This window comes from Microbacterium kunmingense (genome assembly GCF_023155745.1).
Lineage (GTDB): Bacteria > Actinomycetota > Actinomycetes > Actinomycetales > Microbacteriaceae > Microbacterium > Microbacterium kunmingense.
Window position 1 is genome coordinate 78,331 of sequence record NZ_JAKNUS010000012.1, and the last position, 21,958, is coordinate 100,288.

A 21,958-nucleotide genomic window follows, 5' to 3' on the forward strand; every position below is an offset into this window, starting at 1 on the left:
CGGACCAGAGGGCGCAGCCGCGCTCGTGAACCGCGTGCGCGGCGCGCTCGCGTGATGATCGCGCGGCGCACGCCGGGCGCGACGCTCAGTCGGCGCGCACGAGAAGGTCGCCGATCTCGCAGTCCAGCACGCGGCAGATCGCCGACAGTGTCGAGTACCGGATGGCGCGAGCTCGGTCGTTCTTCAGGACCGACAGGTTCACCACCGAGACCCCCACCAGTTCCGACAGGCGGGTCAGCGTCATCCCGCGCTCCTCGAGCAGTTCGTCGAGGCGGCAGTGGACCCCCGTGGGGCCCTCGTCCTCCGCCGGAGTCATACGAGGCCCTCGGTGTCGCGCTGCAGGCGCGCGCCGACCGAGAACGCGGTCGTGACGATCGACCCTACGAACGCCACGCCGAACCACAGCACCGGATCGACCGAGAGGAGGACGTTGTCGAAGGTGCGATCCGAGATCCACGCGAACGCGCCGTTGGCCCCCATGTTCGCGAAGAAGGGTGCGCCGGCGAAGCCGACGAGCGCGGCGCCGGTCGCGGTGGCCACGAGGGCGGTGTTCCGGCGGCTGAACAGCCGCCCGTGCAGGATGCTCCAGGTAAGCACCAGCAGGCAGCCGACGGCGAGCGTCACCGACAGCGCGATGACCACCTGCTCCAGCACCAGGGCGACGGTCGACGCGATCGGGAGCTCGGTCGGAAGCAGCACAGCGCGGTCGAGCTCGACGGTCACCGCCGCGCCGTCCGGTCCGATGGGCGCCTCGGCGGGGGTGCCGGCGAACTCCCCGAGTACCGGAACCGTGCCGCCCGCCCCGCCTGCGGCGCCTCCGACGACCTCGATGATGCGTCTTGTCGCCCCCACGAGGGTCCACACCACGAAAGCCACGCCGAGGAGGCCGTAGAACCACATCGCCGCAGCATCCCATCGTGACCAGACCTGCGGTTCGGTCGCCTGTGCCGTCGTCATCTTCATCCCGCCTTCATATCGATAAACGTTGTTATCGAAAAACGATAAGTCAGCGGATGCCGCGACGCAAGTCCGCCGCGCGCCACGGCGCGCCGGCACATCGCGGGTGACGCTATGCCCACGGCGAACACGGGCATCGGGCCGAGGCCTGCTGGCTACCCTCGATGTAAGACGCAGGGGGAGAGCCGACCCGAAGCGTCCTGGAGGAGAGTGAACGATGTTCGAGAGATTCACCGACCGAGCCCGTCGTGTGGTTGTGCTCGCCCAAGAAGAGGCGAAGATGCTCAACCACAACTACATCGGCACCGAGCACATCCTGCTCGGGCTGATCCACGAGGGTGAGGGCGTTGCCGCGAAGGCGCTCGAGTCCCTCGGCATCTCGCTCGACGCCGTGCGCGAGCAGGTGCAGGACATCATCGGCCAGGGGCAGCAGCAGCCCACCGGCCACATCCCCTTCACGCCGCGCGCGAAGAAGGTGCTCGAGCTGTCGCTGCGCGAAGCGCTGCAGCTCGGCCACAACTACATCGGCACCGAGCACATCCTGCTCGGCCTCATCCGCGAGGGCGAGGGCGTCGCCGCCCAGGTGCTGGTCAAGCTCGGCGCCGACTTGAACAAGGTGCGCCAGCAGGTCATCCAGCTGCTCTCGGGCTACCAGGGCAAGGAGCCCGCGGGCGTCTCCACCGGCGCCGGCGAGCAGCAGACCTCCGGCCCGCAGGGCGGCTCGCAGGTGCTCGACCAGTTCGGCCGCAACCTCACGCAGGCCGCGCGCGACAACAAGCTCGACCCGGTGATCGGCCGCGAGAAGGAGATCGAGCGGGTCATGCAGATCCTCTCGCGCCGCTCCAAGAACAACCCCGTCCTCATCGGTGAGCCCGGTGTCGGCAAGACCGCCGTCGTCGAGGGCCTCGCCCAGGCGATCGTCAAGGGTGACGTGCCCGAGACGCTCAAGGACAAGCAGCTGTACTCCCTCGACCTGGGGTCGCTCATCGCGGGGTCCCGTTACCGCGGTGACTTCGAGGAGCGCCTGAAGAAGGTCACCAAGGAGATCCGCACCCGCGGCGACATCATCGTGTTCATCGACGAGATCCACACGCTCGTCGGCGCCGGTGCGGCCGAGGGCGCCATCGACGCGGCATCCATCCTCAAGCCCCTCCTCGCCCGGGGCGAACTGCAGACGATCGGTGCCACGACCCTGGATGAGTACCGCAAGCATTTCGAGAAGGATGCTGCGCTCGAGCGTCGCTTCCAGCCGATCCAGGTCGCCGAGCCGAGCCTGCCCCACGCGATCAACATTCTGAAGGGGCTTCGCGACCGGTACGAGGCGCACCACAAGGTGCAGATCACGGATGGCGCGATCGTCGCCGCCGCGAACCTCGCCGACCGCTACATCTCCGACCGGTTCCTGCCCGACAAGGCGATCGACCTGATCGACGAGGCAGGCGCCCGTCTGCGGCTGTCGATCCTGTCGAGCCCGCCGGAGCTCCGCGAGTTCGACGACAAGATCGCCAAGGTGCGCGAGGACAAGGAGCGCGCGAGCGAGGAGCAGGACTTCGAGAAGGCGGCGTCGCTGCGCGACGAGGAGAAGTCGCTCCTGGCTGAGCGCCTGCGCCTGGAGAAGCAGTGGCGCTCAGGCGACGTCGCCTCGCACGCGGTGGTCGACGAGGGTCTGATCGCCGAGGTGCTCGCCCAGGCGACCGGCATCCCGGTGTTCAAGCTCACCGAGGAGGAGTCCAGCCGCCTCGTCTTCATGGAGAAGGCCCTGCACCAGCGGGTCATCGGTCAGGAAGAGGCGATCGCCGCGCTGTCGAAGACGATCCGTCGTCAGCGCGCGGGCCTGAAGGACCCCAAGCGCCCGTCGGGCTCGTTCATCTTCGCCGGCCCCACCGGTGTCGGAAAGACCGAGCTCGCCAAGGCGCTCGCCGAGTTCCTCTTCGACGACGAGTCGGCGCTGATCTCCCTCGACATGTCGGAGTTCGGCGAGAAGCACACCGTCTCGCGACTGTTCGGCGCCCCTCCCGGGTTCGTCGGCTTCGAAGAGGGCGGTCAGCTGACCGAGAAGGTGCGGCGCAAGCCCTTCAGCGTGGTGCTCTTCGACGAGATCGAGAAGGCCCACCCCGACATCTTCAACTCGCTCCTGCAGATCCTCGAAGAGGGTCGCCTGACCGACGGTCAGGGTCGCGTGATCGACTTCAAGAACACCGTCATCATCATGACGACGAACCTTGGTTCGTCGGCGATCGCGGGCGGTCCCGTCGGCTTCCAGGTGGAGGGCGACCAGGGGACAACCTACGACCGGATGAAGGGCAAGGTCAACGAGGAGCTCAAGCGCAACTTCAAGCCCGAGTTCCTCAACCGCGTCGACGACATCATCGTCTTCCCGCAGCTGAACAAGGACGAGCTGCGTCAGATCGTGGGGTTGTTCACCAAGCGCCTCGGCGAGCGTCTGCTCGACCGCGACATGACGGTGGAGCTGACCGATGCCGCGAAGGACAAGCTGATCGAGATCGGCTTCGACCCGGCGCTCGGCGCCCGGCCGCTCCGCCGTGCCATGCAGCGCGAGGTGGAGGACCGCCTGTCGGAGAAGATCCTCCACGGCGAGCTGGAGCCCGGTGACCACGTGAAGGTCGATGCCGAGAACGGCGAGTTCGTCTTCGAGCACGGTCCGCGCGGCGACAAGGTCGCCGTCGGGGTCGGCGCCGCCGGTGAGATCAGCGCGACGCCGGACATCGTCGCCGGAGGCTGAGCGAGCGAGGAACGAAAGGGGCGGGTGCCGGATGCCGGTGCCCGCCCCTTCGTCTGTCGTCGCCGAGAACGGGGCGTATCGTGGAGCCGATGTCCGACTACACCGTCCGCCCCGCGCGCACCGCCGACATCCGCGGCATCCAGACTCTTCTGGAGCCCTATGTGCAAAAGCGCATCCTGCTCGGAAAAGACCTCGTGGTGCTGTACGAGTCCACCCAGCAGTTCGTCGTCGCCGAGACCGCCGACGGGATTCTGATCGGATGCGGCGCACTGCACGTGATGTGGGAAGACCTCGGTGAGGTGCGGACCCTCATCGTCGCGGACGAGTGGCTGCACCACGGCGTCGGCCGGGCTCTCGTGGACCGCCTCGAAGAGAACGCGCGCACCCTCGGGCTCACCAGGCTGTTCTGCCTCACGTTCGAGGTGGACTTCTTCCGCAGCCGCGGGTTCGACGAGATCGGCGAGCAGATCGTCGACTCGGATGTGTACTCGCAGCTGGTGCGCAGCCCCGACGAGGGCATCGCCGAGTTCCTCGATCTCGCGCACGTGAAGCCCAACACCCTCGGCAACACGCGGATGCTCAAGACACTCTGACCTCTCGGCGCTTACACCCGATTTCTCTGCCGCGCAAGGCTTGGAGCGATTCGTCCAGCGTCTGCTCAGATAGACGCAGCGTTTCACCCGGAGCGCGGACCCGGCCCCATGGCCTGACCCACAAGGAGAGATCATGCTCTGGACCATCCTCGGCCTCATCGTCATCGGCCTCATCGCCGGTCTCATCGCCCGCGCCGTCATCCCCGGCAAGCAGAGCATGGGCATCCTGCTGACCATCGTGCTCGGCATCGTCGGCTCGTTCGTGGGAGGGTTCCTCGGATTCCTCATCTTCGGCGCCGACCCCATGGGCGGCTTCCTGCAGCCGGCCGGCATCATCGGCTCGATCATCGGCGCGATCATCGTGCTCGGGATCTACGTGCTCGTCACGCGCAACCGCAGCGTCACCCGCTGACCGACGTCTCCGCGCCGACGCGCCCGCCTCACGGCGGCGCGTCGGCGCTGTCGTTTCCCGGGCCTTCGGGCGCGCCGTCCAGGACCGGTGAGAACCGCGACCTAGCCTTGTCGCATGACCGGAACCGTCACACGCCGGCGCCACTCACCGGCGGTCTACCGTCGGCGGCGCCTGGTGGTGCTCCTCGGTCTGCTCGCCGTGATCGGCCTCGTGGTGTGGCTGGTCGTCGCGCCCCCCTGGCGTGGATCCGCCGCCGACGGGCCCGCGCCCGTCGCCTCCTCGACGCCGACCGGTGATCCGGTGGCCACCGACCTGCCGGCGTTGGAGTCCGACGGCTCGGCGGCGACGCCCACTCCGGGGCCGAGTGATGCGACCGCCGCGCCAGACGCCGACGCCGCGGCCGGCGAGGGCGACGCCCCGGCCGCTCCATCGGCTGAACCGTGCGTCCCTGGAGACCTCCTCGTCGAGGCGGTGACCGACAAGACCGAGTATGCCGCGGGGGAGAACCCGCAGCTGTCGATCCGGCTCACGAATAACGGCGACGCCTGCACGCTCAACGTCGGGACGACGGGTCAGGTCTTCACTGTGATGAGCGGCAACGACACGTGGTGGAAGTCCACCGATTGCCAGGCCGAGCCGAGCGACCTGATGGTCCTCCTCGAGGCCGGGCAGGTCGTCACCAGTGCGGCCCCGATCACCTGGGATCGGACCCGTTCGTCGGTGGAGAGCTGTGGCGGGACGGAGCGTCAGGCCGCGCCCGCCGCGGGCACGTCATACCACCTGTACGTCTCGATCGGCGGCGTGAACTCCACGAACACCGCGCAGTTCCTGCTGCTGTGAGCGCCGTCGCCCCGGAGTACCCGACCGTGAACCGATATATCGTCTGACCAGGCGGTATACCGGCCCGGCCGCGGCGTGTGGGCGCCGCGGCCGGGTTAGAGTGGGCTGGTCCCTGGACTCAGAAGCACGCAGGTGTCCCCAGCACCGGGCCGGCGTCCCCCAAGCAGCCGGCCCGTCCGAATCCCCAATCGGTATCGTGCTTCAGACGGGATTGCGATCCCCTCGCATCGAAGCAATCGATGCGAGGGGATTCGCATGCTGTGAACGATCAGTCGGCCCCCATGCCCCCTCGGCTCCCAGCTTCCCCAGTTGGATCGAGCGGCTTGTAGCCCCAGCCCCGCTCGATCGCCGTGATCACACTAGCCGCCGTCGAGCGGCCTTGTCCACCGTTTGGGGGACAAGATTTTCTTCTTTTCCGCGGCTGCGGAAATTCGAGTCCGAAGGGCCCGGATGACACGGGCGTGTCCCCCAATTGGGGGACAGCGAAACGCCGATGCGTGGACGTATCCTGGACACGTCCATCGGACGAGCGGTCGTCGTTGTCCCCAGCAGCGAGTTCGTCCCCAGCGAGCGTCCAGACATGCCCCGATGGGCATGGCCCTTCCGCCGATCCTCTCCTCGCAGAGGGTCTCCGGGAGGGCCATTGACGTTCCCCTAGGCTGGAGGGATGGCGGGGAAGAAGCGCGCACGACGAGTGCCCGAGCTGGAGTTCCGCAACACCGCGCTCAGCGATGCGCTCCAGACCCAGGACATGGCCGCCGTCGCGTTCGCCCTTCGACACGGACCGACGGTCGTGCCGCTGCTGCGCGCCGGGGCGCGCGATGACCCGCGCGATGCGGGCGAGGTGTGGACATACCGCGACCCCGAGTCGGGCGACCTGGCACTCCTGCTGTTCAGTGATGCCGCGCACAAGCCCGAGAGCCTGCCGCCCACGGTGGCGCTGCAGTCACCCGCGTGGCTGCGCGCGTTCCTCGGCCGTCACCGCGACGCCGTGAAGACGGTCTTCTTCGACATCGCCGGCCCGCACCCCATGCAGGCGTCACCCGACGACCTCATCGCCGCGCTGGACGCCTGACGCGCCGCGCGATGTGTGGCCGCGTGGTGGGGGTTGGGTGTCGGCGGCGCACGGGAGGAGATCGACGCACGGGAGGTTGGAGGGCGGCGGCGGCGCCTCCCTTGTGCGGATCTCCTCCGGTGTGCCGCTGGGATGGGTCTCAAGGTGACCGGGCTCGGCGACGCGCACGCCCGGGCGCCGCGCGCCGGGTTCACCGCGGTGTGGCTCCGTGCCGGCGGCGCACGGGAGGAGATCGACGCACGGGAGGTTGAGGGGGTGGTGGCGGCGCCTCCCTTCTGCGGATCTCCTCCGGCGTGCCGCTGGGATGGGCGGCAGGGTGATCGCGCGCGGGCAGCGCGGGCGCCGCGCGGGCGCGCGCGCGGCTCAGAACTCGGGGATGTCGCGCAAGCGACCCGACGCGTGCGGCACGAGGTCGCGGAGCGCGGCCGCGAGGTGACCGGATGACGCGTCGACGACGGTCGCGTAGCCGAGGCGCGCCGCCTCGGTCCGCCGCTGCGCGGCCTGGGTGACCGGCCGCACTTCACCGGCCAGGGTGAGCTCGCCGATCGCGGCGACACCGCGCGCGAGAGCTCGGTCGCGCATCGAGTTGACGACGGCGACCGCGATGGCGAGGTCAGCCGCAGGCTCGAGCAGTCGCACCCCACCGACGGTGGAGACGTAGACGTCGCACGCCGAGACCGTGAGGTTGAGGCGCTTCTCGATCACGGCGAGGATCATCGCCACGCGTGCTCCGTCTACGCCGCTGACGACGCGGCGCGCGTTCGGGGAAGCCGTCGGAATGGTGAGCGCCTGGATCTCGACGGGCATCGCCCGCCGGCCCTCGAGCGCGATCGTCACGCAGGTGCCGGGCACCGGCTCACCGTGCCCGAGGAACAGCGCGCTCGGGTCGGGCACCTCCGCGATCCCCTCCCCGGTCATGTCGAAGCATCCGACCTCATCGGTGGGACCGAACCGGTTCTTCAGAGCCCGCACGAAGCGGAGCGACGTCTGCCGGTCACCCTCGAACTGGCACACCACGTCGACGAGGTGCTCGAGGATGCGCGGGCCCGCGATCGTGCCGTCTTTCGTGACGTGTCCGACGAGGATCGTCGGCAGCGCGCGCTCCTTGGCCACGCGGATGAGGGTGGAGGCGACCTCGCGGACCTGGCTCGGCTGCCCGGCCGCGCCGTCGGACAGCGCGGAGGACACCGTCTGCACCGAATCGACGATCAGCAGGTCGGGAGCGACCTCGTCGATGTGACCGAGGATGGTGGCCAGGTCGGTCTCGCTGGCCAGATACAGCTCGTCGTGCAGGGCGCCCGTGCGCTCGGCGCGGAGGCGCACCTGGGCGAGCGATTCCTCGGCGCTGGCGTACAGCACGCGTTGGCCGCTGCGAGCGGTGTGCACGGCGACCTCGAGCAGCAGCGTCGACTTGCCGACGCCCGGCTCGCCGGAGAGGAGAATGGCGGCGCCGGGAACGAGGCCGCCGCCGAGGACGCGATCGAACTCGCCCACCCCCGTCGTCCGGCGCGGGGCATCCCGCGTATCGACGGCGGTGATCGGTCGAGCTGCGCGCTGGGCGCCCGGCGCGACCGGCGTGATCTGCGTCACGATCCCGGTCTGCTCGGCAGCCTCGACGACCGTTCCCCACTGCTGGCACTCGCCGCACCGACCGACCCAGCGCGCCGTCGTCCATCCGCACTCGGTGCACCGGTAGGGAGCGGTGGTGGCGGCGCGACGGGGCATGGTGCGACCTTAGCCGCGACCCCCGACATCCGATCTGCTCACCGTCGGCGAGGCGCCGCAACCCCCCAGCTGCAGCGCCTCGCCCCGGTGAGAAAGGTCAGGCGTCCTTGCCGAAGACCGGAGACTCCATGGCGTCGTATCCCTCTGCCTGGGGGTCGCCGTGACGCCCCCCGGACAAAGCGTATTCCTCCTCGGGCGAAAGCACGAGACGGTGACGGAAGAACAGTCCGAATCCGAGCAGGATGATGACGTACACCACCACGATCGCGATGATCGCCGGAAGGAAGGTCGGGTTCAGGAGGAACCCGACGAAGACGATCGCCGCGATCACCGCTGCCATCACCGCACCGGGAACACCCCAGGGGCTCTTGTACGGACGAGCGACGTTTGGGAACTTCCGGCGCAGCAGCACGAACGACACCATCTGGAGGAAGTAGGCCAGCACCGCGCCCCACACTGCGATGTTCAGCACGATCGCCCCGGCGACAGCCCCGGCGCCCTCGTTCACCGCGGAGAGGGTGTCGAGAATCGCCAGCGCCACGAAGCCGATCGCCGCACCGACGGTCAGTGCCACCCACGGGGTCTTGCGCTTTCCGGTGAGGGAGAGGAAGCGCGGGTAGTACCCGGCGCGGGAAAGGGAGTACATGTTGCGGCCGTAGGCGAACATGATCCCCTGCAGCGACGCGAGGAGCCCGACGAGGGCGAGGAGCGCGAGAACCGCGGCCGCCTCGTCACCCACGATCGCACGGAACCCGTCGAGCAGCGGCTCGCCCGCGACCCCGGTCGCCTCGGCGCCGATGACACCGGTGTTGAGGAAGAGAACGAGGAGCCCGGTGACGATGAGGGTGCCGCGGGCCCAGAACCCCGCCTTCGGGATGTCGCGCACCGGGTTGTGCGACTCCTCCGCCGCGAGCGGCAGCTCCTCGATGCCGAGGAAGAACCACATCGCGAAGGGAAGGGCGAACAGGATCGGGAAGACGCCGTGCGGGAGGAACGCCGTCTGGCCCGGGTCGGGGGCGATGTCCCAGAGGTTCGCCCACTGGAACGCGCCCGAGAAGACCGCCATGAGGGAGAAGACGACGATGATGCCGATCGAGATGATCGACACGACGATCGCGAAGCGGAACGAGATCGCCGCGCCCGCCGAGTTCAGGGCGATGAAGACCACGTAGAGCACCAGCCACCACACCCACGGCGGGAGCGAGAGGTTCAGCAGCTCGCTCGTGATCGCGTCGGCGTACGACGCCGAGAAGTACACGATCACCGCGGTGGTGGCGACGTACTCGATCGTCTCCGCCGCGCCGGTGACGAGCCCTCCCCAGGGGCCCATCGCCGAGCGCGCGAACGAGTACGCCCCACCGGTGTGCGGCATGGCCGCCGCCATCTCGCCGATCGAGAAGATCAATCCGTAGTACATGAGCACCAGTACGGCGAAGGCGATCAGCATGCCGCCGAATCCGGCGAAGTCGATGCCGAAGTTCCAGCCCGAGAAGTCGCCCGAGATCACCGCCGCGACGGCGAGGCCCCAGAGGCCCCAGATCCCCGCGGCGCGTTTGAGTCCACGCTTCTCGAAATACTCCTGGCCGGCTCGCGTATAGGTCGCTCCGGCGACCTTCTGCGACTCGCTTCTCGACTGTGACATCGGTCCTCCGTGCGCTCGGGTGCGGCGAGGGTACGCGCCTTGCGGATGATTGTGGCCCCATTGGTCGGCTGTGTCTACCTTTATCTCGCCCCGGCCGGTTACAGTGGTCGCGACCGGAGCCCTCCGGTCGGCGGCCCATCGGTCGAGCGGCACCGGGTGGAAGGCACCGACGCCGACGACGGTACGGGAGCGCTGCGCGACAGTGAGGAGCATGGGATGCCGGGAAACCTGACCCCGCCCGAATTGACCGCCGCCATCGCGGCCGGCGAGATCGACACCGTGATCGTCGGATTCGCCGATGCCCAGGGGCGCCTGGTCGGAAAGCGCGTCTCGGCGCGCCTCTTCCAGGAGGAGGTGCTGCACCACGGCGCGGAGGCCTGCAACTACCTCCTCTCGGTCGACGTCGACATGAACACCGTCGACGGCTACACGATGGCCAGCTGGGAGACCGGCTACGGCGACATGATGCTGCTCCCGGACGTCGAGACCCTCCGCCGTATCCCCTGGCAGCCGGGCACGGCGCTGGTCATGGCCGACCTCGGCTGGGAGAGCGGCGACCCCGTCGCGCAGTCGCCTCGCGCGATCCTGCAGGCCCAGCGCGCGCGCCTGGCCGAGCGCGGGCTCGTCGGCTACAGCGGCACCGAGCTGGAGTTCATGGTCTTCGACGAGAGCTACCGCTCGGCGTGGGCCAAGGGGTACCGCGACCTCGCGCCCTCCACCGACTACAACGTCGACTACGACATCCTCGCCTCCACCCGACTCGAGCCGCTGCTGCGCGACATCCGGGTCGGAATGGACGGGGCGGGCATGTACTGCGAGGGCGTCAAGGGCGAGTGCAACCTCGGCCAGCAGGAGATCGCGTTCCGCTTCGCCGAGGTGCTCGAGACCGCCGACCAGCACACCATCTACAAGACCGGGGCCAAGCAGATCGCCGACCAGCACGGCAAGGCGATCACGTTCATGGCGAAGTTCAACGAGCGCGAGGGCAACAGCTGCCACATCCACCTCTCGGTGCGCTCGGAGGCGGGGGAGCCGGTGATGGCCGGCGACGGCCCCCACGGCTTCAGCCCGCTCATGCAGTCGTGGATCGCCGGCATCCTCGCCACGCTCCGCGAGTTCACCCTGCTCTACGCCCCGACGATCAACTCCTACAAGCGCTTCGCGAAGGGGAGCTTCGCCCCCACGGGCATCGCGTGGGGGATCGACAACCGCACCTGCGCGCTGCGCGTGGTCGGACACGGCTCGTCGCTGCGCGTGGAGAACCGGGTGCCCGGCGGTGACGTCAACCCCTACATGGCCATCTCGGCGATCATCGCCGGCGGCCTCCACGGCCTCGAGCACGAGCTGCCGCTCCCCGACCCGCTCCGGGGGAACGCCTATGCGGCCGGAGTCGACCACCTGCCGACGACCCTCCGCGAGGCGGCGCGGCTCTTCGACGAGTCGGCGATCGCCCGGGCCGCCTTCGGCGACGAGGTCGTCGAGCACTACCTCAACCAGGCGCGCATCGAGGTCGAGGCCTACGACGCCGCCGTGACCGACTGGGAGCGGGTGCGTGGCTTCGAACGGCTCTGATCAGGGCGGCCTCGCCGTCGCGCAGACCCGACGGCCGGTCATCGGCCTGACCACCTATCTCGAGCAGGCGGCCCAGGGCGTGTGGAACGTGCGCGCCGCCTTCCTCCCCGAGGTGTACTTCGACGCCGTGACGGCCTCGGGCGGCATCGCGGTGCTCCTCCCGCCGCAGCCCGCGCCCGATGACGCCGCGCCGGCGGTCCTCGACGGGCTCGACGGACTCATCCTCACCGGCGGGGTCGACGTCCAGCCCGAGCTGTACGGCGCCCCGCGGCATCCGCTCACCGACCCCGCCCGCGCGGATCGCGACGCGTGGGAGATGGCGCTGTTCTCGGGCGCGGAGGAGAGACGGATGCCGGTGCTGGCGATCTGTCGCGGGATGCAGGTGGTCAACGTCGCCCGCGGCGGCACCCTGCACCAGCACCTGCCCGACGTGCTCGGCACCGAGAAGTACCGGCTCGGGAACGGGGTCTTCGCGACGAACCCGACCGAGGTGGAGGCGGGCACGCGCCTCGCCGAACTCGTCGGGGCGGGCACGCAGGAGGTGCACAGTTACCACCACCAGGGCATCGACCGCCTCGGCGAGGGCCTCACCGTGACCGCGCGCACCGACGACGGACTCGTCTACGCCGTGGAGGGAACCGGTGACGGATACCTGCTCGGTGTGCAGTGGCATCCCGAACAGAATCTCGATGACCGTCGGCTGTTCGCCGGGCTCGTGCGCGAGGCCGCCGACTACCGCGCACGCTCGCGCGCGCCGCATTCGGAGCAGGAGGTGTCGGCATGAGCGACACGATCACCCTCGTCAACCCCGCGACCGGACGGGCGTTCCGTGAGATCCCGCGCGCGGGTCTCGCCGAGGTCGATGCCGCAATCGCGGGCGCCGTCGCCGCGCAGCGGACCTGGGCGGCCCTCGCGCCCGTGGCGCGCGCCGACGCGCTGCGCTCCTTCGCACGCGTGGTCGAGGCGCACGTCGACGAGCTCGCCGCCCTGGAGGTGGAGAATTCCGGGCACCCCATCGGGTCGGCGCGGTGGGAGGCATCGCACGTCGCCCAGGTGCTGAACTACTACGCCGCGGCGCCGGAGCGCCTCATCGGGCAGCAGATCCCGGTCGCCGGGGGCCTCGACGTCACCTTCCATGAGCCGTACGGCGTCGTCGGCATCATCGTGCCGTGGAACTTCCCGATGACGATCGCCTCGTGGGGGTTCGCGCCCGCGCTCGCCGCCGGAAACGCGGTGGTGCTCAAGCCCGCCGAGCTGACACCGCTCACCGCCGTTCGGCTCGGCGAGCTCGCCCTCGAGGCGGGGCTTCCCGACGGGCTCTTCCAGGTCGTCACGGGGTCGGGCTCGGTCGTCGGGCAGCGCTTCGTCAGCCACCCCGATGTGCGGAAGGTCGTCTTCACGGGGTCGACCGAGGTGGGGACGGATGTCGCGGCAGGCTGCGCCCGCATGCTGAAGCCCGTGACGCTGGAGCTCGGCGGCAAGTCGGCGAACATCGTCTTCGCCGACGCCGACCTCGAGCGCGCCGCCGCGAGCGCTCCCGGCTCGGTGTTCGACAACGCCGGGCAGGACTGCTGCGCCCGCAGCCGCCTCCTCGTGGAGCGCTCGGTCTACGACCGGTTCCTCGAGCTGCTCGAGCCGGCCGTCCAGGCGTGGCGGGTCGGCGACCCCGCGTCGCCCGACACCGACATGGGTCCGCTCATCTCCGCCTCCCACCGCGACACCGTCGCCGGCTTCCTCGACGGCGCCGACGTCGCCTTCCGCGGAGCGGCGCCCACCGGTGACGGGTTCTGGTTCGCGCCCACCGTGGTGCTGGCATCCCCCGGTGACCGGCTCGCGCAGGACGAGGTCTTCGGACCCGTCGTCGCGGTGCTGCCCTTCGACGACGAGGCCGACGCGATCCGCCTCGCCAACGACACCATCTACGGCCTCGCCGGGTCGCTGTGGACAGAGAATCTCGGCCGCGCCGTGCGGGTCGCCCGAGGGGTGAAGAGCGGCGTGCTGTCGGTCAACTCCCACTCCTCGGTGCGCTACGCCACTCCGTTCGGCGGTATGAAGGCCTCCGGCCTCGGGCGCGAGCTCGGACCCGACGCCGCCGAGCATTTCACCGAGACCAAGAACGTCTTCTTCGCCACCGACTGACCCGCACGACCCGAACAGGAAACACCCATGGACCTCACGCAACGCCTCGCCGACCGGGTCGCCATCGTCACCGGCGGCGCGAGCGGCATCGGCCTCGCCACCGCCCGTCGCTTCGCCGCCGAGGGCGCCCGCGTCGTGATCGCCGACGTCGACCCGGCGTCGGGCGAACGGGCGGCCGCTGAGGTGGACGGCCTCTTCCGTCCGGTCGACGTCGCCGACGAGGCATCCGTCAATCAGCTCTTCGACTCGGTCGCCGGCGATCTCGGGCGCCTCGACATCGCCTTCAACAACGCCGGCATCTCGCCCGCCGACGACGACTCGATCGAGACGACCGAGCTGCCGGCGTGGGATCGGGTGCAGGACGTCAACCTCAAGAGCGTGTACCTCTGCTCGCGCGCGGCGCTGCGCCACATGCTGCCCGCCGGGCGCGGATCGATCATCAACACCGCGTCGTTCGTGGCCCTCCTCGGATCGGCGACCTCGCAGATCTCGTACACCGCGTCAAAGGGCGGGGTGCTGGCGATGACCCGGGAGCTCGGGGTGCAGTTCGCCCGGCAGGGGATCCGCGTGAACGCGCTCTGCCCGGGGCCGGTGAACACCCCGCTGCTGCAGGAGCTCTTCGCGAAAGACCCCGAGCGCGCGCAGCGCCGCCTCGTCCACGTGCCCATGGGGCGGTTCGCCGAGCCCGAGGAGATGGCCGCCGCGGTCGCCTTCCTCGCCTCCGACGACGCCTCGTTCATCACCGCCACGGCGTTCGTCGTCGACGGCGGCATCACCAACGCGTACGTCACGCCCCTGTAGGTGAGCGCGGTGTCGGTCGAGGTGCCCCTTCCCGCCGTGCGGCGCGCGGTCTACCGCCCGGTGCGCGGGGGGAACGCCCTCGAAGACACGGTGGCCCGGCTCATCCAGACGGTGCGGCTGGGGGTCGTCGCGCCGGGGCAGTCGCTCCCGCCCGAGCGTGAGCTCGCGGGGCTCTACGGGGTGAGCCGCGACACGGTGCGCGAGGCGATCCGCGAGCTCGCCGACACCGGCTATCTCGTCAGGCGCCGCGGACGGTACGGCGGCACGTTCGTCGCCGATCCGCTGCCGCAGCCGGCGGCGGTCGCGGTGAGCGCGGCCGAGCTCGAAGACGTGCTGGGTCTTCGCCGGGTGCTCGAGACGGGGGCCGCGCGGGCCGCCGCGGGACGCACCCTCGATCCCGACGCGCGGGCGGAGCTGTGGGCCCGCCACGAGGAGGCCGCGCTCGCCGGCACCGACGACTACCGGCGGCTCGACACTCTGCTGCACCTCACGATCGCCGAGCTCGCCGCCGTTCCCTCGCTCGTGGCCCTCATCGCCGAGAACCGGGCGCAGGTCAACGAGTGGCTCGACGCGTTCCCGCTCCTGCCCCGCAACATCGAGCACTCCAACGCTCAGCACGAGGCGATCGTCACCGCGATCCTGGCCGGGAGAGCGGATGCCGCCGAGGCGGCCATCATCGAGCACCTCGCCGGATCGGAGGCCCTGCTTCGAGGGTTCCTCGGCTGAAGGGTTAAAGCGGGGTCGGTCGCGGTCACGGTCGCGGTCGCGGGTCAGCGCTGAGGTCGCGGCTGAGCGGGCCGGGCGGTCAGCGCAGGGAGCGCGCGACGTCGTGGATCGCGGCGGCAGAGCGCTGGAACAGCTCGAGCTCGTGGTCGGAGAATCCGGTCTCACGCACCGGCGTCGCGCCCGACGCGCTGACGATCGAGGGCACCGAGAGGGCGACCCCGTCGACGCCGTGGAAGTCGCGGAGGACCGTCGAAACCGGCATCACCGCGTGCTCGTCGCCGAGGATCGCCTCGATGATGCGAGCACTGGAGAGGCCGATGGCGTAGTTCGTCGCGCCCTTCCCCTGGATGACTTTGTACGCGGCATCCCGCACATCCACCGCGATGTCGTCGAGTTCGGTCTGGGTCATCGGCGGATGACCCTCGGCCTGCCACTCGCGGATCGGCACCGTGCCGATCGTCGCGCGCGACCACAGCGGGAACTCGGTGTCGCCGTGCTCGCCGACGATGTAGGCGTGCACGCTCGAGGTCGACACCCCCGCGCGCTGCGCGAGCTTCCAGCGCAGGCGCGAGGTGTCGAGCACCGTGCCCGAGGCGAAGATGCGCTCGGGCGGGAGCCCGGTCTCCTGCTGCGCGCGCACGGTCAGCACGTCGCAGGGGTTGGTGACGATGACGTAGATCGCGTGGGGGGCCACCTCGAGGAGCTCGGGGAGCATGCGCTGGAGGATGCCGGCGTTCACGGCGGCGAGGTCGATGCGCGTCTGCCCGGGATCCTGCTTCGCGCCCGCGGTGATGACGACGACGTGCGAGCCCTCGGCGACCGAGATGTCGCTGCCGCCGGTGATGTCGCTCCGCCCGGTGAACTGGGTGCCGTGGGCGAGGTCGAGCACTTCGGCGTCGACCTTCGCGGTGGCGATGTCGTAAAGGGCGACGTGGCGGGCCGAGCCGCGGATCAGCGACGCATACGCGGTGCTCGCACCCACGCTTCCAGCGCCGACGATGGTGACCTTGGAGTTCTCGATGACCGCCATGCGCTCAGTCTCCCAGGCGCGGGTGCGCGGATGTGGGCGGATGTCTCGGCGCCGAGCGAGTGGTGTTGTTCGCCGGCTGGGTGGGGCGGGGTGGCGCGCCGGCCCGCGGCATCCGGTCTCGGGTTCGCGCCTGGCGCCGGGCCGTTTGTTCGCCGGGGTGATTCGCCTGTCACGACGTGTCGCTTGCCGTCACCCAACGTGACAGGCGAAGGCGGGCCGGCGTGGTTCGCCTGTCACGATGTGCGGCGCGCGGTCGTCATTGTCGACAGGCGAAGGGAGACGGGATGCCGCGATTCGCGACCGACCGCGGCGTGTCGTAGACTCTTCGGCGGTGACGTGTCCGAGCGGCCGAAGGTGCAACTCTCGAAAAGTTGTGTAGGGTAACCCCCTACCGTGGGTTCAAATCCCACCGTCACCGCCAGCCTGAAAGGCCCCGACTTCCGCGTAATTTCGCGGAAGTCGGGGGCTTTCTTCATGCCCGAAACGGCCCGTGGGAACAGAAAGAGTAAAACCGTTCGAAGTCGCCCTTTCAGGGGACTCGCCGGCGAGCAAGCATGCAGCCGTGAGCACGACCTCGCGCGGATGATCCGGAATCGGGTCTACTCGAGCTCGCGACGCTTCTCCGGCACCACGACGACGCGACCTTCGCGGGCGCGACTGAGCGCGCCGGCTACGTAGTCGAGATCGTCGTCGAAGAGATCCGCGTAGGTGTCGAGTGTCATGGCGGCCGACGCGTGTCCGAGCATGCGCTGAACAGCCTTGACGTTTGCGCCGGCGCTGATCGCGAGGCTTGCTGCCGTGTGACGGAGGTCGTGTGGAGTGAGGTGCTGGATCGTGGGGTCGATCTTGCGCGCACGCCGTACCGCTCCCGCGAACCAGCCGTCCGGGGAGTTCGGCAGCCGAAGATGTTCCTGGCCATTGCCGAACAGCAGCAACCTGGCCGGCCCGGTCTTGTTTCGGGCTGGGGTGCGGTCGATGATCACGTTCACGTACTCGTCACCGAACCTCGTGTGACGCCAGACATGCTCGTCGACACCGATCGTAGTCACCCGTCGAACCGGCACGGGTCGTCGATCAGCCGCCGCTTGCCTTCGGCGAGGATCGCGGTGTTCGCGGTGTGCCACGACACCCCGAGGCCGGCTGCGGCGCGGGAGACGGTGAGGTGGTCGACCACGATCGCGGTGAGCGCCCAGCAGATCCCCCCCCGGCGGGAGATCTTCGCCCGCGGCGCCGCCGCTTTGCTGGTGTCCTGCCGCCAGGTGCGCCGGCAGTGGCCGCACCGGTACCGGCGCACTCGCACCAGCAGTGTCGTCGGCCGGTGCCCGAACGGCTCATGCGCGAGTGGACGGGTCACCGTGTCGCGCGGCACGCCCTCCGCGCCGCACTTCCGGCACCACGGGTCATCGTCGACGACGCGGCACTCCCGCACCGCCCGATCGGACTCGAGCAGCTGCCCGACGGCTTCGAGGCCGAGCTCGTCGAGACGGTAGAACGTGGTTAGGAACTTCCATCCTGGAAGACCTCGACGCCTATCCGCGAACCAGCGGCGGGCTCTCGACTACACGCTCAACGGCGAAGAGCCGGGAAACGAGTCACGCCGTCGACTCTGCTTCGCTGGGACTCTAGCCGGCGCCCGCCTCGTGTGACCTGGCTCGAGAAGTGCCCACCATCACCGGCCCACCGGTGCGCCCATCAGGCTCCGATCTGCAGCCCGAGGGGAAGCATCGTGGAGTCGGCCGGACGGGTGAGGTACTGGATGCCGCGGGGCGAGAGCACCTGTTCGATGCCCGAGACCATCCCGCCGATCAGGCCGGCCTCGTTTCCCAGCGAGCTGTGCGTGACGGAGAGGTTGCGGGTCGCCAGCGGTTGCGCCTGCTGGTAGACCACGCTCCGGATCTGCGAGAGCACGTCTTCCGTGCACTCGGTGACATCTCCGCCGATCACGATCCGGGCCGGATTGCAGAAGTTCACCAGGTCGGCGATCGCGCGACCGAGCGTCGCGGCGGTCTCCCGCACGACGCTGACGGTCGTGGCGTCTCCGAGCACGAGTCGGCTGATGAGGTCCTTCGACGTGACGGGAGTGCCGAGCGCCTTCGACACGCGACCTGCCATGGCGCCCACTGACGCGATCGCCTCGAGGCACCCGCGGTTCCCGCAGCTGCAGAGCACGTCGCTCATGTCGCGCATCTGGATGTGCCCGATGTCTGCGGCCGCACCATCCGCCCCGTGCAGCAGCAGGCCGCTCTCGCTGACGAAGCCGGCGCCGACACCCGTACTGATGTTGATCATCAACAGGGGGAGGTGGGCGCCGCCGTAGGCGCGTGCCTCGCCCAGCGCCATGAGATTGACGTCGTTGTCGACGATGACGTCGCACACGAAGCGTTCCGCCATGAACTTGCAGACGCTGAAGCCGTCCCACCCCGGCATCAGCGGGGGGCGAACGGCGAAGCCGAGATGCGAGTCCACCGGCCCGGGGAGCCCGACGGATATCGCCAGGGCATCGTCCGCGGCGAGCGAGTTCGCATGGAGCATCTCGGTGAAGGCGTCGCAGATGGCGCCGAGCAGCACCGTGGGGCCCACCTCGACGTGCATGTCGATGTCGCGCCGCTCGACCACCACCTTGTCCAGGGTGGTCAGCGCCAGGCGGGTCACCTCGATCGAGACGTCGGCCACCAGTACGACGCCCCTGGCCGCACTGACCTTGAAGACCTGCGCGGGCCGGCCCCGGAGATTGCTCCCGCCGAGACCGCCGTCCTCGATGAGGCCGTTCTCGAGCAGAACGCCGAGGTGGCCGTCGATCGTCGACCGCGCGAGTCCGGTCACCTTCACGATCTCCCGCCGGCTCACAAGTCCGCCGTCGGCGATCATCCGAGCGATGACGCTGCGGGCGGCATGGGCATCGGGTGCGAGGTTGCGGTCCGGCTTCAGAAGCTGTACTTCTGTCCACAGTGTTCCCATTGGCGTCGAATCGACCCTTCGCTGGTCTCTATTTATGCAGAAAACGAAATAATTCGGGCGTCTTTTTTCTGTCTGTGACCTTATCTACGGTAGGTCAAAGTCAGCAACTAGACAGCCACAGACGACTGCCGAACGAAAGAGGTCGACGATGACGCTCAGACTCGAGGTGAAGGGGCTCTCGAAGCACTTCCTGGGGGTCCAGGCACTGGACGACGTAAGCTTCGGGATCGAGCCCGGACAGGTGGTCGCTCTGATCGGTGAGAACGGAGCCGGCAAATCGACGCTGATCCGCATCCTCTCGGGGGCCCACGATCCGGACGCCGGCGAGATCTTCGTCAACGGACGCCGCGCGACGATAAACGGCCCCGCAGCCGCCGAGGACCTCGGCATCGCGACCGTGTACCAGGAGCTCAGTCTCTTCCCCGATCTCTCGGTCGCCGAGAATCTCCTCTTCGGCGCGTACCCCGGAAAGGGGATCATCAACTGGCGGGCGGCCAACAAGGAGGCTGCCGCGTTCCTGAGCGATCTCGGACTGGCCGTCGACGTCACCATGAAGGTGCGTCAGCTCGGCATCGCGGAGAAGCAGATGCTCGAGATCGCGAAGGCGCTGCACAGGCGGGCGCAGATCGTGATCCTCGACGAGCCCACGGCGGTTCTCGGCGGCGAGGACGTCGACCATCTTCTCGCGCTCGTCCACGGCCTGAAGGAGCGCGGGGTGAGCGTGATCTTCGTCTCGCACCGCCTCGAGGAGGTCTTCGGCCTCGCCGACCGCTACGTCGTGCTGAAGGACGGCAAGCTGACCGGCGCCGGAAAGATCTCCGAGACCGACCATGACGACCTCGTCTCGAAGATGGTCGGCCGGGACTTCACCCGGGCGCCTCGTGCGGTCAACCAGTCCTTCGGGGACGTGGCGCTGGAGGTGAAGAACCTTTCGCGCGCGGGCGTGCTCGATGACATCTCGTTCTCCGTCCGTTCGGGGGAGGTGCTGGGCATCGCGGGCCTGCGCGGCGCGGGACGCACCGAACTCGCGCGCGCTATCTACGGCGCGGATGCCATCACGAGCGGCACGGTCACCGTTGCCGGCACCAAGACCACGATCAACAATCCACTGCGGGCGATCCGTGCCGGAATCGGGCTGGTCCCGGAGGAGCGGAAGAGCCAGGGCCTGTTCATCGCGCTCTCCACAGCGGCGAACATCCCGATCGTGCGGATGCTCAAGCGCGGAGCCGTGCGGTCTCAGCCCGCGGCCGATCGCCGCACCGCGGCCGAGTACGTAACGAAGCTGCGCATCAAGGCCGGCGACGTCGGCGCGCCCGTCGGCACCCTGTCCGGGGGCAATCAGCAGAAGGTCGTGCTTGCGAAGTGGCTGGAGGCGGGGGCCGACGTGCTCATCCTCGATGAGCCGACACGCGGCATCGACATCGGTGCGAAGCAGGAGATATACGAGCTCATCCAGACGCTCTGCGAGCAGGGTCGTGCGGTGATCGTCATCTCCTCGGAGCTGCCCGAGGTGCTTGCGCTGAGTCACCGGATCCTCGTGATGTATCACGGCGGGATCGCGGCCGAGCTCGACGGCGCGACCGCAACCGAAGAAGAGATCATGTTCCACGCAGTGGGAGGAAACCGATGAACACGACTACCGCAGGCAACGGCGCCTTGAATTCTTTATCGATGAAGGTACGCGGAAACTGGCTCCCCATCGTGATCTTCATCGGGATCGTCGTGCTCGTCGCGGTCTTCGTCCCGGCCTTCTTCCAGCCCAGCAACCTCCTGAACGTCGGCCGTCAGTCGGCCATCATCGGGGTGATCGCGATCGGGATGACGTTCGTCATCCTGACCGGCGGGATCGATCTGAGCGTCGGATCGATCCTGGCGCTCTCGGGTGTCACGACCGCCATGCTGATCAACAACGGAATGGTCGTCCCCCTCGCCATGATCGTCGCGTTGCTCGTCGGCGTCGGCGTCGGCATCCTGAACGGGATCGGCGTCGCGGTTCTGGGCATCCAACCCTTCATCATGACGTTGGCGACGATGGTCGCCATCCAGGGATTGTCGCTGCGGCTGACCAACGGAGGACCCCAGCAGTTCAACAATGCGGCCGAGATCTTCCGGGTGATCGGCAGCGGAAACGTGCTCGGCATCCCTGGGCCCTTTCTCGTGTTCGTCATCGTCGCGATCGTCGGCATCCTGGCGCTCCGCTATCTCTCCTTCGGTCGCTACATCTACGCGATCGGCGGAAGCCTCGAGGCCGCACGCCTCTCGGGCGTACGCACCAAGCGCACGCTGGTCATGGCGTACGCGATCAGCGGCCTCTGCGCGGGGCTGGCCGGAGTGATGACGGCGTCACGACTCGGCGTCGGCGACCCCACCGCGGGCAGCCTTGCGAACCTCGACGCCATCACCGCGGTCGTCATCGGCGGGACGAGCCTGATGGGCGGCACCGGCGGCGCTGTCGGGACGGTGTTCGGCGCGCTCCTGCTCGCGGTGCTTTCGAACGTCATGAACCTGATCGGCATCTCGCCCTTCGACCAGCAGATCGTCAAGGGCGTCGTCATCGTCATCGCCGTGCTGGTCGCGGTGCAGGCGACGAGGCGACGACTGAGCGAGAGGAAGCAGTCCGCGCCGAAATCGGGAGCGAAGCCGACCTCGCCCCAGTCCGGTTCAGACGACACGCGCGGCGCCATGGCAGGTACGTAGCGAAGCACTTCCCCGAGCCCCGGGCTCACGAGAAGATCCCCCCACCAC

At 69.1% G+C, this 21,958-nt stretch carries 18 protein-coding genes, 1 tRNA gene and 1 pseudogene; 13 read left to right on the forward strand and 7 right to left on the reverse strand.

Annotation, left to right across the window (positions count from 1 at the left end):
* Positions 1-85 precede the first annotated feature (85 nt).
* The gene (locus MA875_RS15420; protein WP_248243140.1) at positions 86-316 is read right to left on the reverse strand and encodes a helix-turn-helix domain-containing protein; all 231 of its coding nucleotides are present in this window, start codon (positions 314-316) and stop codon (positions 86-88) included.
* Complete coding sequence (locus MA875_RS15425) at positions 313-963, reverse strand: hypothetical protein (RefSeq protein WP_248243141.1); 651 nt, start codon at positions 961-963, stop codon at positions 313-315. Before MA875_RS15425 ends, MA875_RS15420 begins: the two co-directional genes overlap by 4 nt.
* A 211-nt stretch (positions 964-1,174) precedes the next feature.
* On the opposite strand from MA875_RS15425, the gene MA875_RS15430 reads away from it, so the two are divergent.
* The 5 genes from MA875_RS15430 (at position 1,175) to MA875_RS15450 (ending at position 6,620) form a co-directional block, all read left to right on the forward strand.
* Positions 1,175-3,700: an ATP-dependent Clp protease ATP-binding subunit gene (locus MA875_RS15430; RefSeq protein ID WP_248243142.1), complete on the forward strand. Its 2,526-nt coding sequence runs from the start codon at positions 1,175-1,177 to the stop codon at positions 3,698-3,700.
* 89 nt (positions 3,701-3,789) lie between these two features.
* Positions 3,790-4,293 (forward strand): amino-acid N-acetyltransferase, encoded by a 504-nt coding sequence (locus MA875_RS15435; RefSeq protein ID WP_248243143.1) that lies wholly within the window; start codon positions 3,790-3,792, stop codon positions 4,291-4,293.
* A gap of 133 nt (positions 4,294-4,426) precedes the next feature.
* Complete coding sequence (locus MA875_RS15440) at positions 4,427-4,705, forward strand: GlsB/YeaQ/YmgE family stress response membrane protein (RefSeq protein WP_179561403.1); 279 nt, start codon at positions 4,427-4,429, stop codon at positions 4,703-4,705.
* A gap of 114 nt (positions 4,706-4,819) precedes the next feature.
* Positions 4,820-5,545, forward strand: a complete 726-nt coding sequence (locus MA875_RS15445; RefSeq protein ID WP_248243144.1) for a hypothetical protein — start codon at positions 4,820-4,822, stop codon at positions 5,543-5,545.
* A gap of 667 nt (positions 5,546-6,212) precedes the next feature.
* On the forward strand, positions 6,213-6,620 hold the full coding sequence (locus MA875_RS15450; RefSeq protein ID WP_248243145.1) for a dehydrogenase: 408 nt from the start codon (positions 6,213-6,215) through the stop codon (positions 6,618-6,620).
* Between the two features lie 363 nt (positions 6,621-6,983).
* On the opposite strand, the gene radA is transcribed toward MA875_RS15450, so the two are convergent.
* Positions 6,984-8,345: a DNA repair protein RadA gene (gene radA, locus MA875_RS15455; protein ID WP_248243146.1), complete on the reverse strand. Its 1,362-nt coding sequence runs from the start codon at positions 8,343-8,345 to the stop codon at positions 6,984-6,986.
* Positions 8,346-8,442: 97 nt separating this feature from the next.
* Complete coding sequence (locus MA875_RS15460; RefSeq protein ID WP_248243147.1) at positions 8,443-9,987, reverse strand: amino acid permease; 1,545 nt, start codon at positions 9,985-9,987, stop codon at positions 8,443-8,445.
* Between the two features lie 216 nt (positions 9,988-10,203).
* On the opposite strand from MA875_RS15460, the gene MA875_RS15465 reads away from it, so the two are divergent.
* Genes MA875_RS15465 through MA875_RS15485 form a run of 5 tightly spaced genes read left to right on the forward strand, consistent with a single transcriptional unit; the run spans position 10,204 to position 15,225 of the window.
* The gene (locus tag MA875_RS15465) at positions 10,204-11,559 is read left to right on the forward strand and encodes a glutamine synthetase family protein (RefSeq protein ID WP_248243148.1); all 1,356 of its coding nucleotides are present in this window, start codon (positions 10,204-10,206) and stop codon (positions 11,557-11,559) included.
* The gene (locus MA875_RS15470; protein ID WP_248243149.1) at positions 11,540-12,343 is read left to right on the forward strand and encodes a gamma-glutamyl-gamma-aminobutyrate hydrolase family protein; all 804 of its coding nucleotides are present in this window, start codon (positions 11,540-11,542) and stop codon (positions 12,341-12,343) included. The genes MA875_RS15465 and MA875_RS15470 overlap by 20 nt, the downstream gene beginning before the upstream one ends.
* Entirely contained in the window at positions 12,340-13,698 is a 1,359-nt protein-coding gene (locus tag MA875_RS15475; protein WP_248243150.1) for an aldehyde dehydrogenase family protein, read from the forward strand. Before MA875_RS15470 ends, MA875_RS15475 begins: the two co-directional genes overlap by 4 nt.
* 27 nt (positions 13,699-13,725) lie before the next feature.
* Entirely contained in the window at positions 13,726-14,499 is a 774-nt protein-coding gene (locus MA875_RS15480) for a 3-oxoacyl-ACP reductase (RefSeq protein WP_248243151.1), read from the forward strand.
* A 9-nt stretch (positions 14,500-14,508) separates the two neighbouring features.
* Entirely contained in the window at positions 14,509-15,225 is a 717-nt protein-coding gene (locus MA875_RS15485) for a FadR/GntR family transcriptional regulator (RefSeq protein ID WP_248243152.1), read from the forward strand.
* Between the two features lie 79 nt (positions 15,226-15,304).
* Here MA875_RS15485 and MA875_RS15490 read toward each other — a convergent pair whose 3' ends face one another.
* Positions 15,305-16,255 carry an L-lactate dehydrogenase gene (locus MA875_RS15490; RefSeq protein WP_248243153.1) on the reverse strand — a complete coding sequence of 317 codons (951 nt, stop codon included), beginning with the start codon at positions 16,253-16,255 and terminating at the stop codon, positions 15,305-15,307.
* Positions 16,256-16,585: 330 nt separating this feature from the next.
* On the opposite strand from MA875_RS15490, the gene MA875_RS15495 reads away from it, so the two are divergent.
* Positions 16,586-16,676: transfer RNA gene (locus tag MA875_RS15495), tRNA-Ser, on the forward strand.
* 178 nt (positions 16,677-16,854) lie between these two features.
* Here the strand turns inward: MA875_RS15495 and MA875_RS17960 are convergent.
* Together MA875_RS17960 and MA875_RS15505 are read right to left on the reverse strand one after the other, a co-directional pair.
* Positions 16,855-17,756: pseudogene (locus MA875_RS17960) on the reverse strand (tyrosine-type recombinase/integrase); the annotation flags it as partial.
* Positions 17,757-17,947: 191 nt separating this feature from the next.
* Complete coding sequence (locus MA875_RS15505; RefSeq protein WP_248243154.1) at positions 17,948-19,213, reverse strand: ROK family transcriptional regulator; 1,266 nt, start codon at positions 19,211-19,213, stop codon at positions 17,948-17,950.
* A gap of 148 nt (positions 19,214-19,361) precedes the next feature.
* Between MA875_RS15505 and MA875_RS15510 the strand changes: the two genes are divergently transcribed.
* Positions 19,362-20,843 (forward strand): sugar ABC transporter ATP-binding protein, encoded by a 1,482-nt coding sequence (locus tag MA875_RS15510; protein WP_248243155.1) that lies wholly within the window; start codon positions 19,362-19,364, stop codon positions 20,841-20,843.
* A 41-nt stretch (positions 20,844-20,884) separates the two neighbouring features.
* Entirely contained in the window at positions 20,885-21,910 is a 1,026-nt protein-coding gene (locus MA875_RS15515) for an ABC transporter permease (RefSeq protein ID WP_248243156.1), read from the forward strand.
* Positions 21,911-21,958 lie beyond the last annotated feature (48 nt).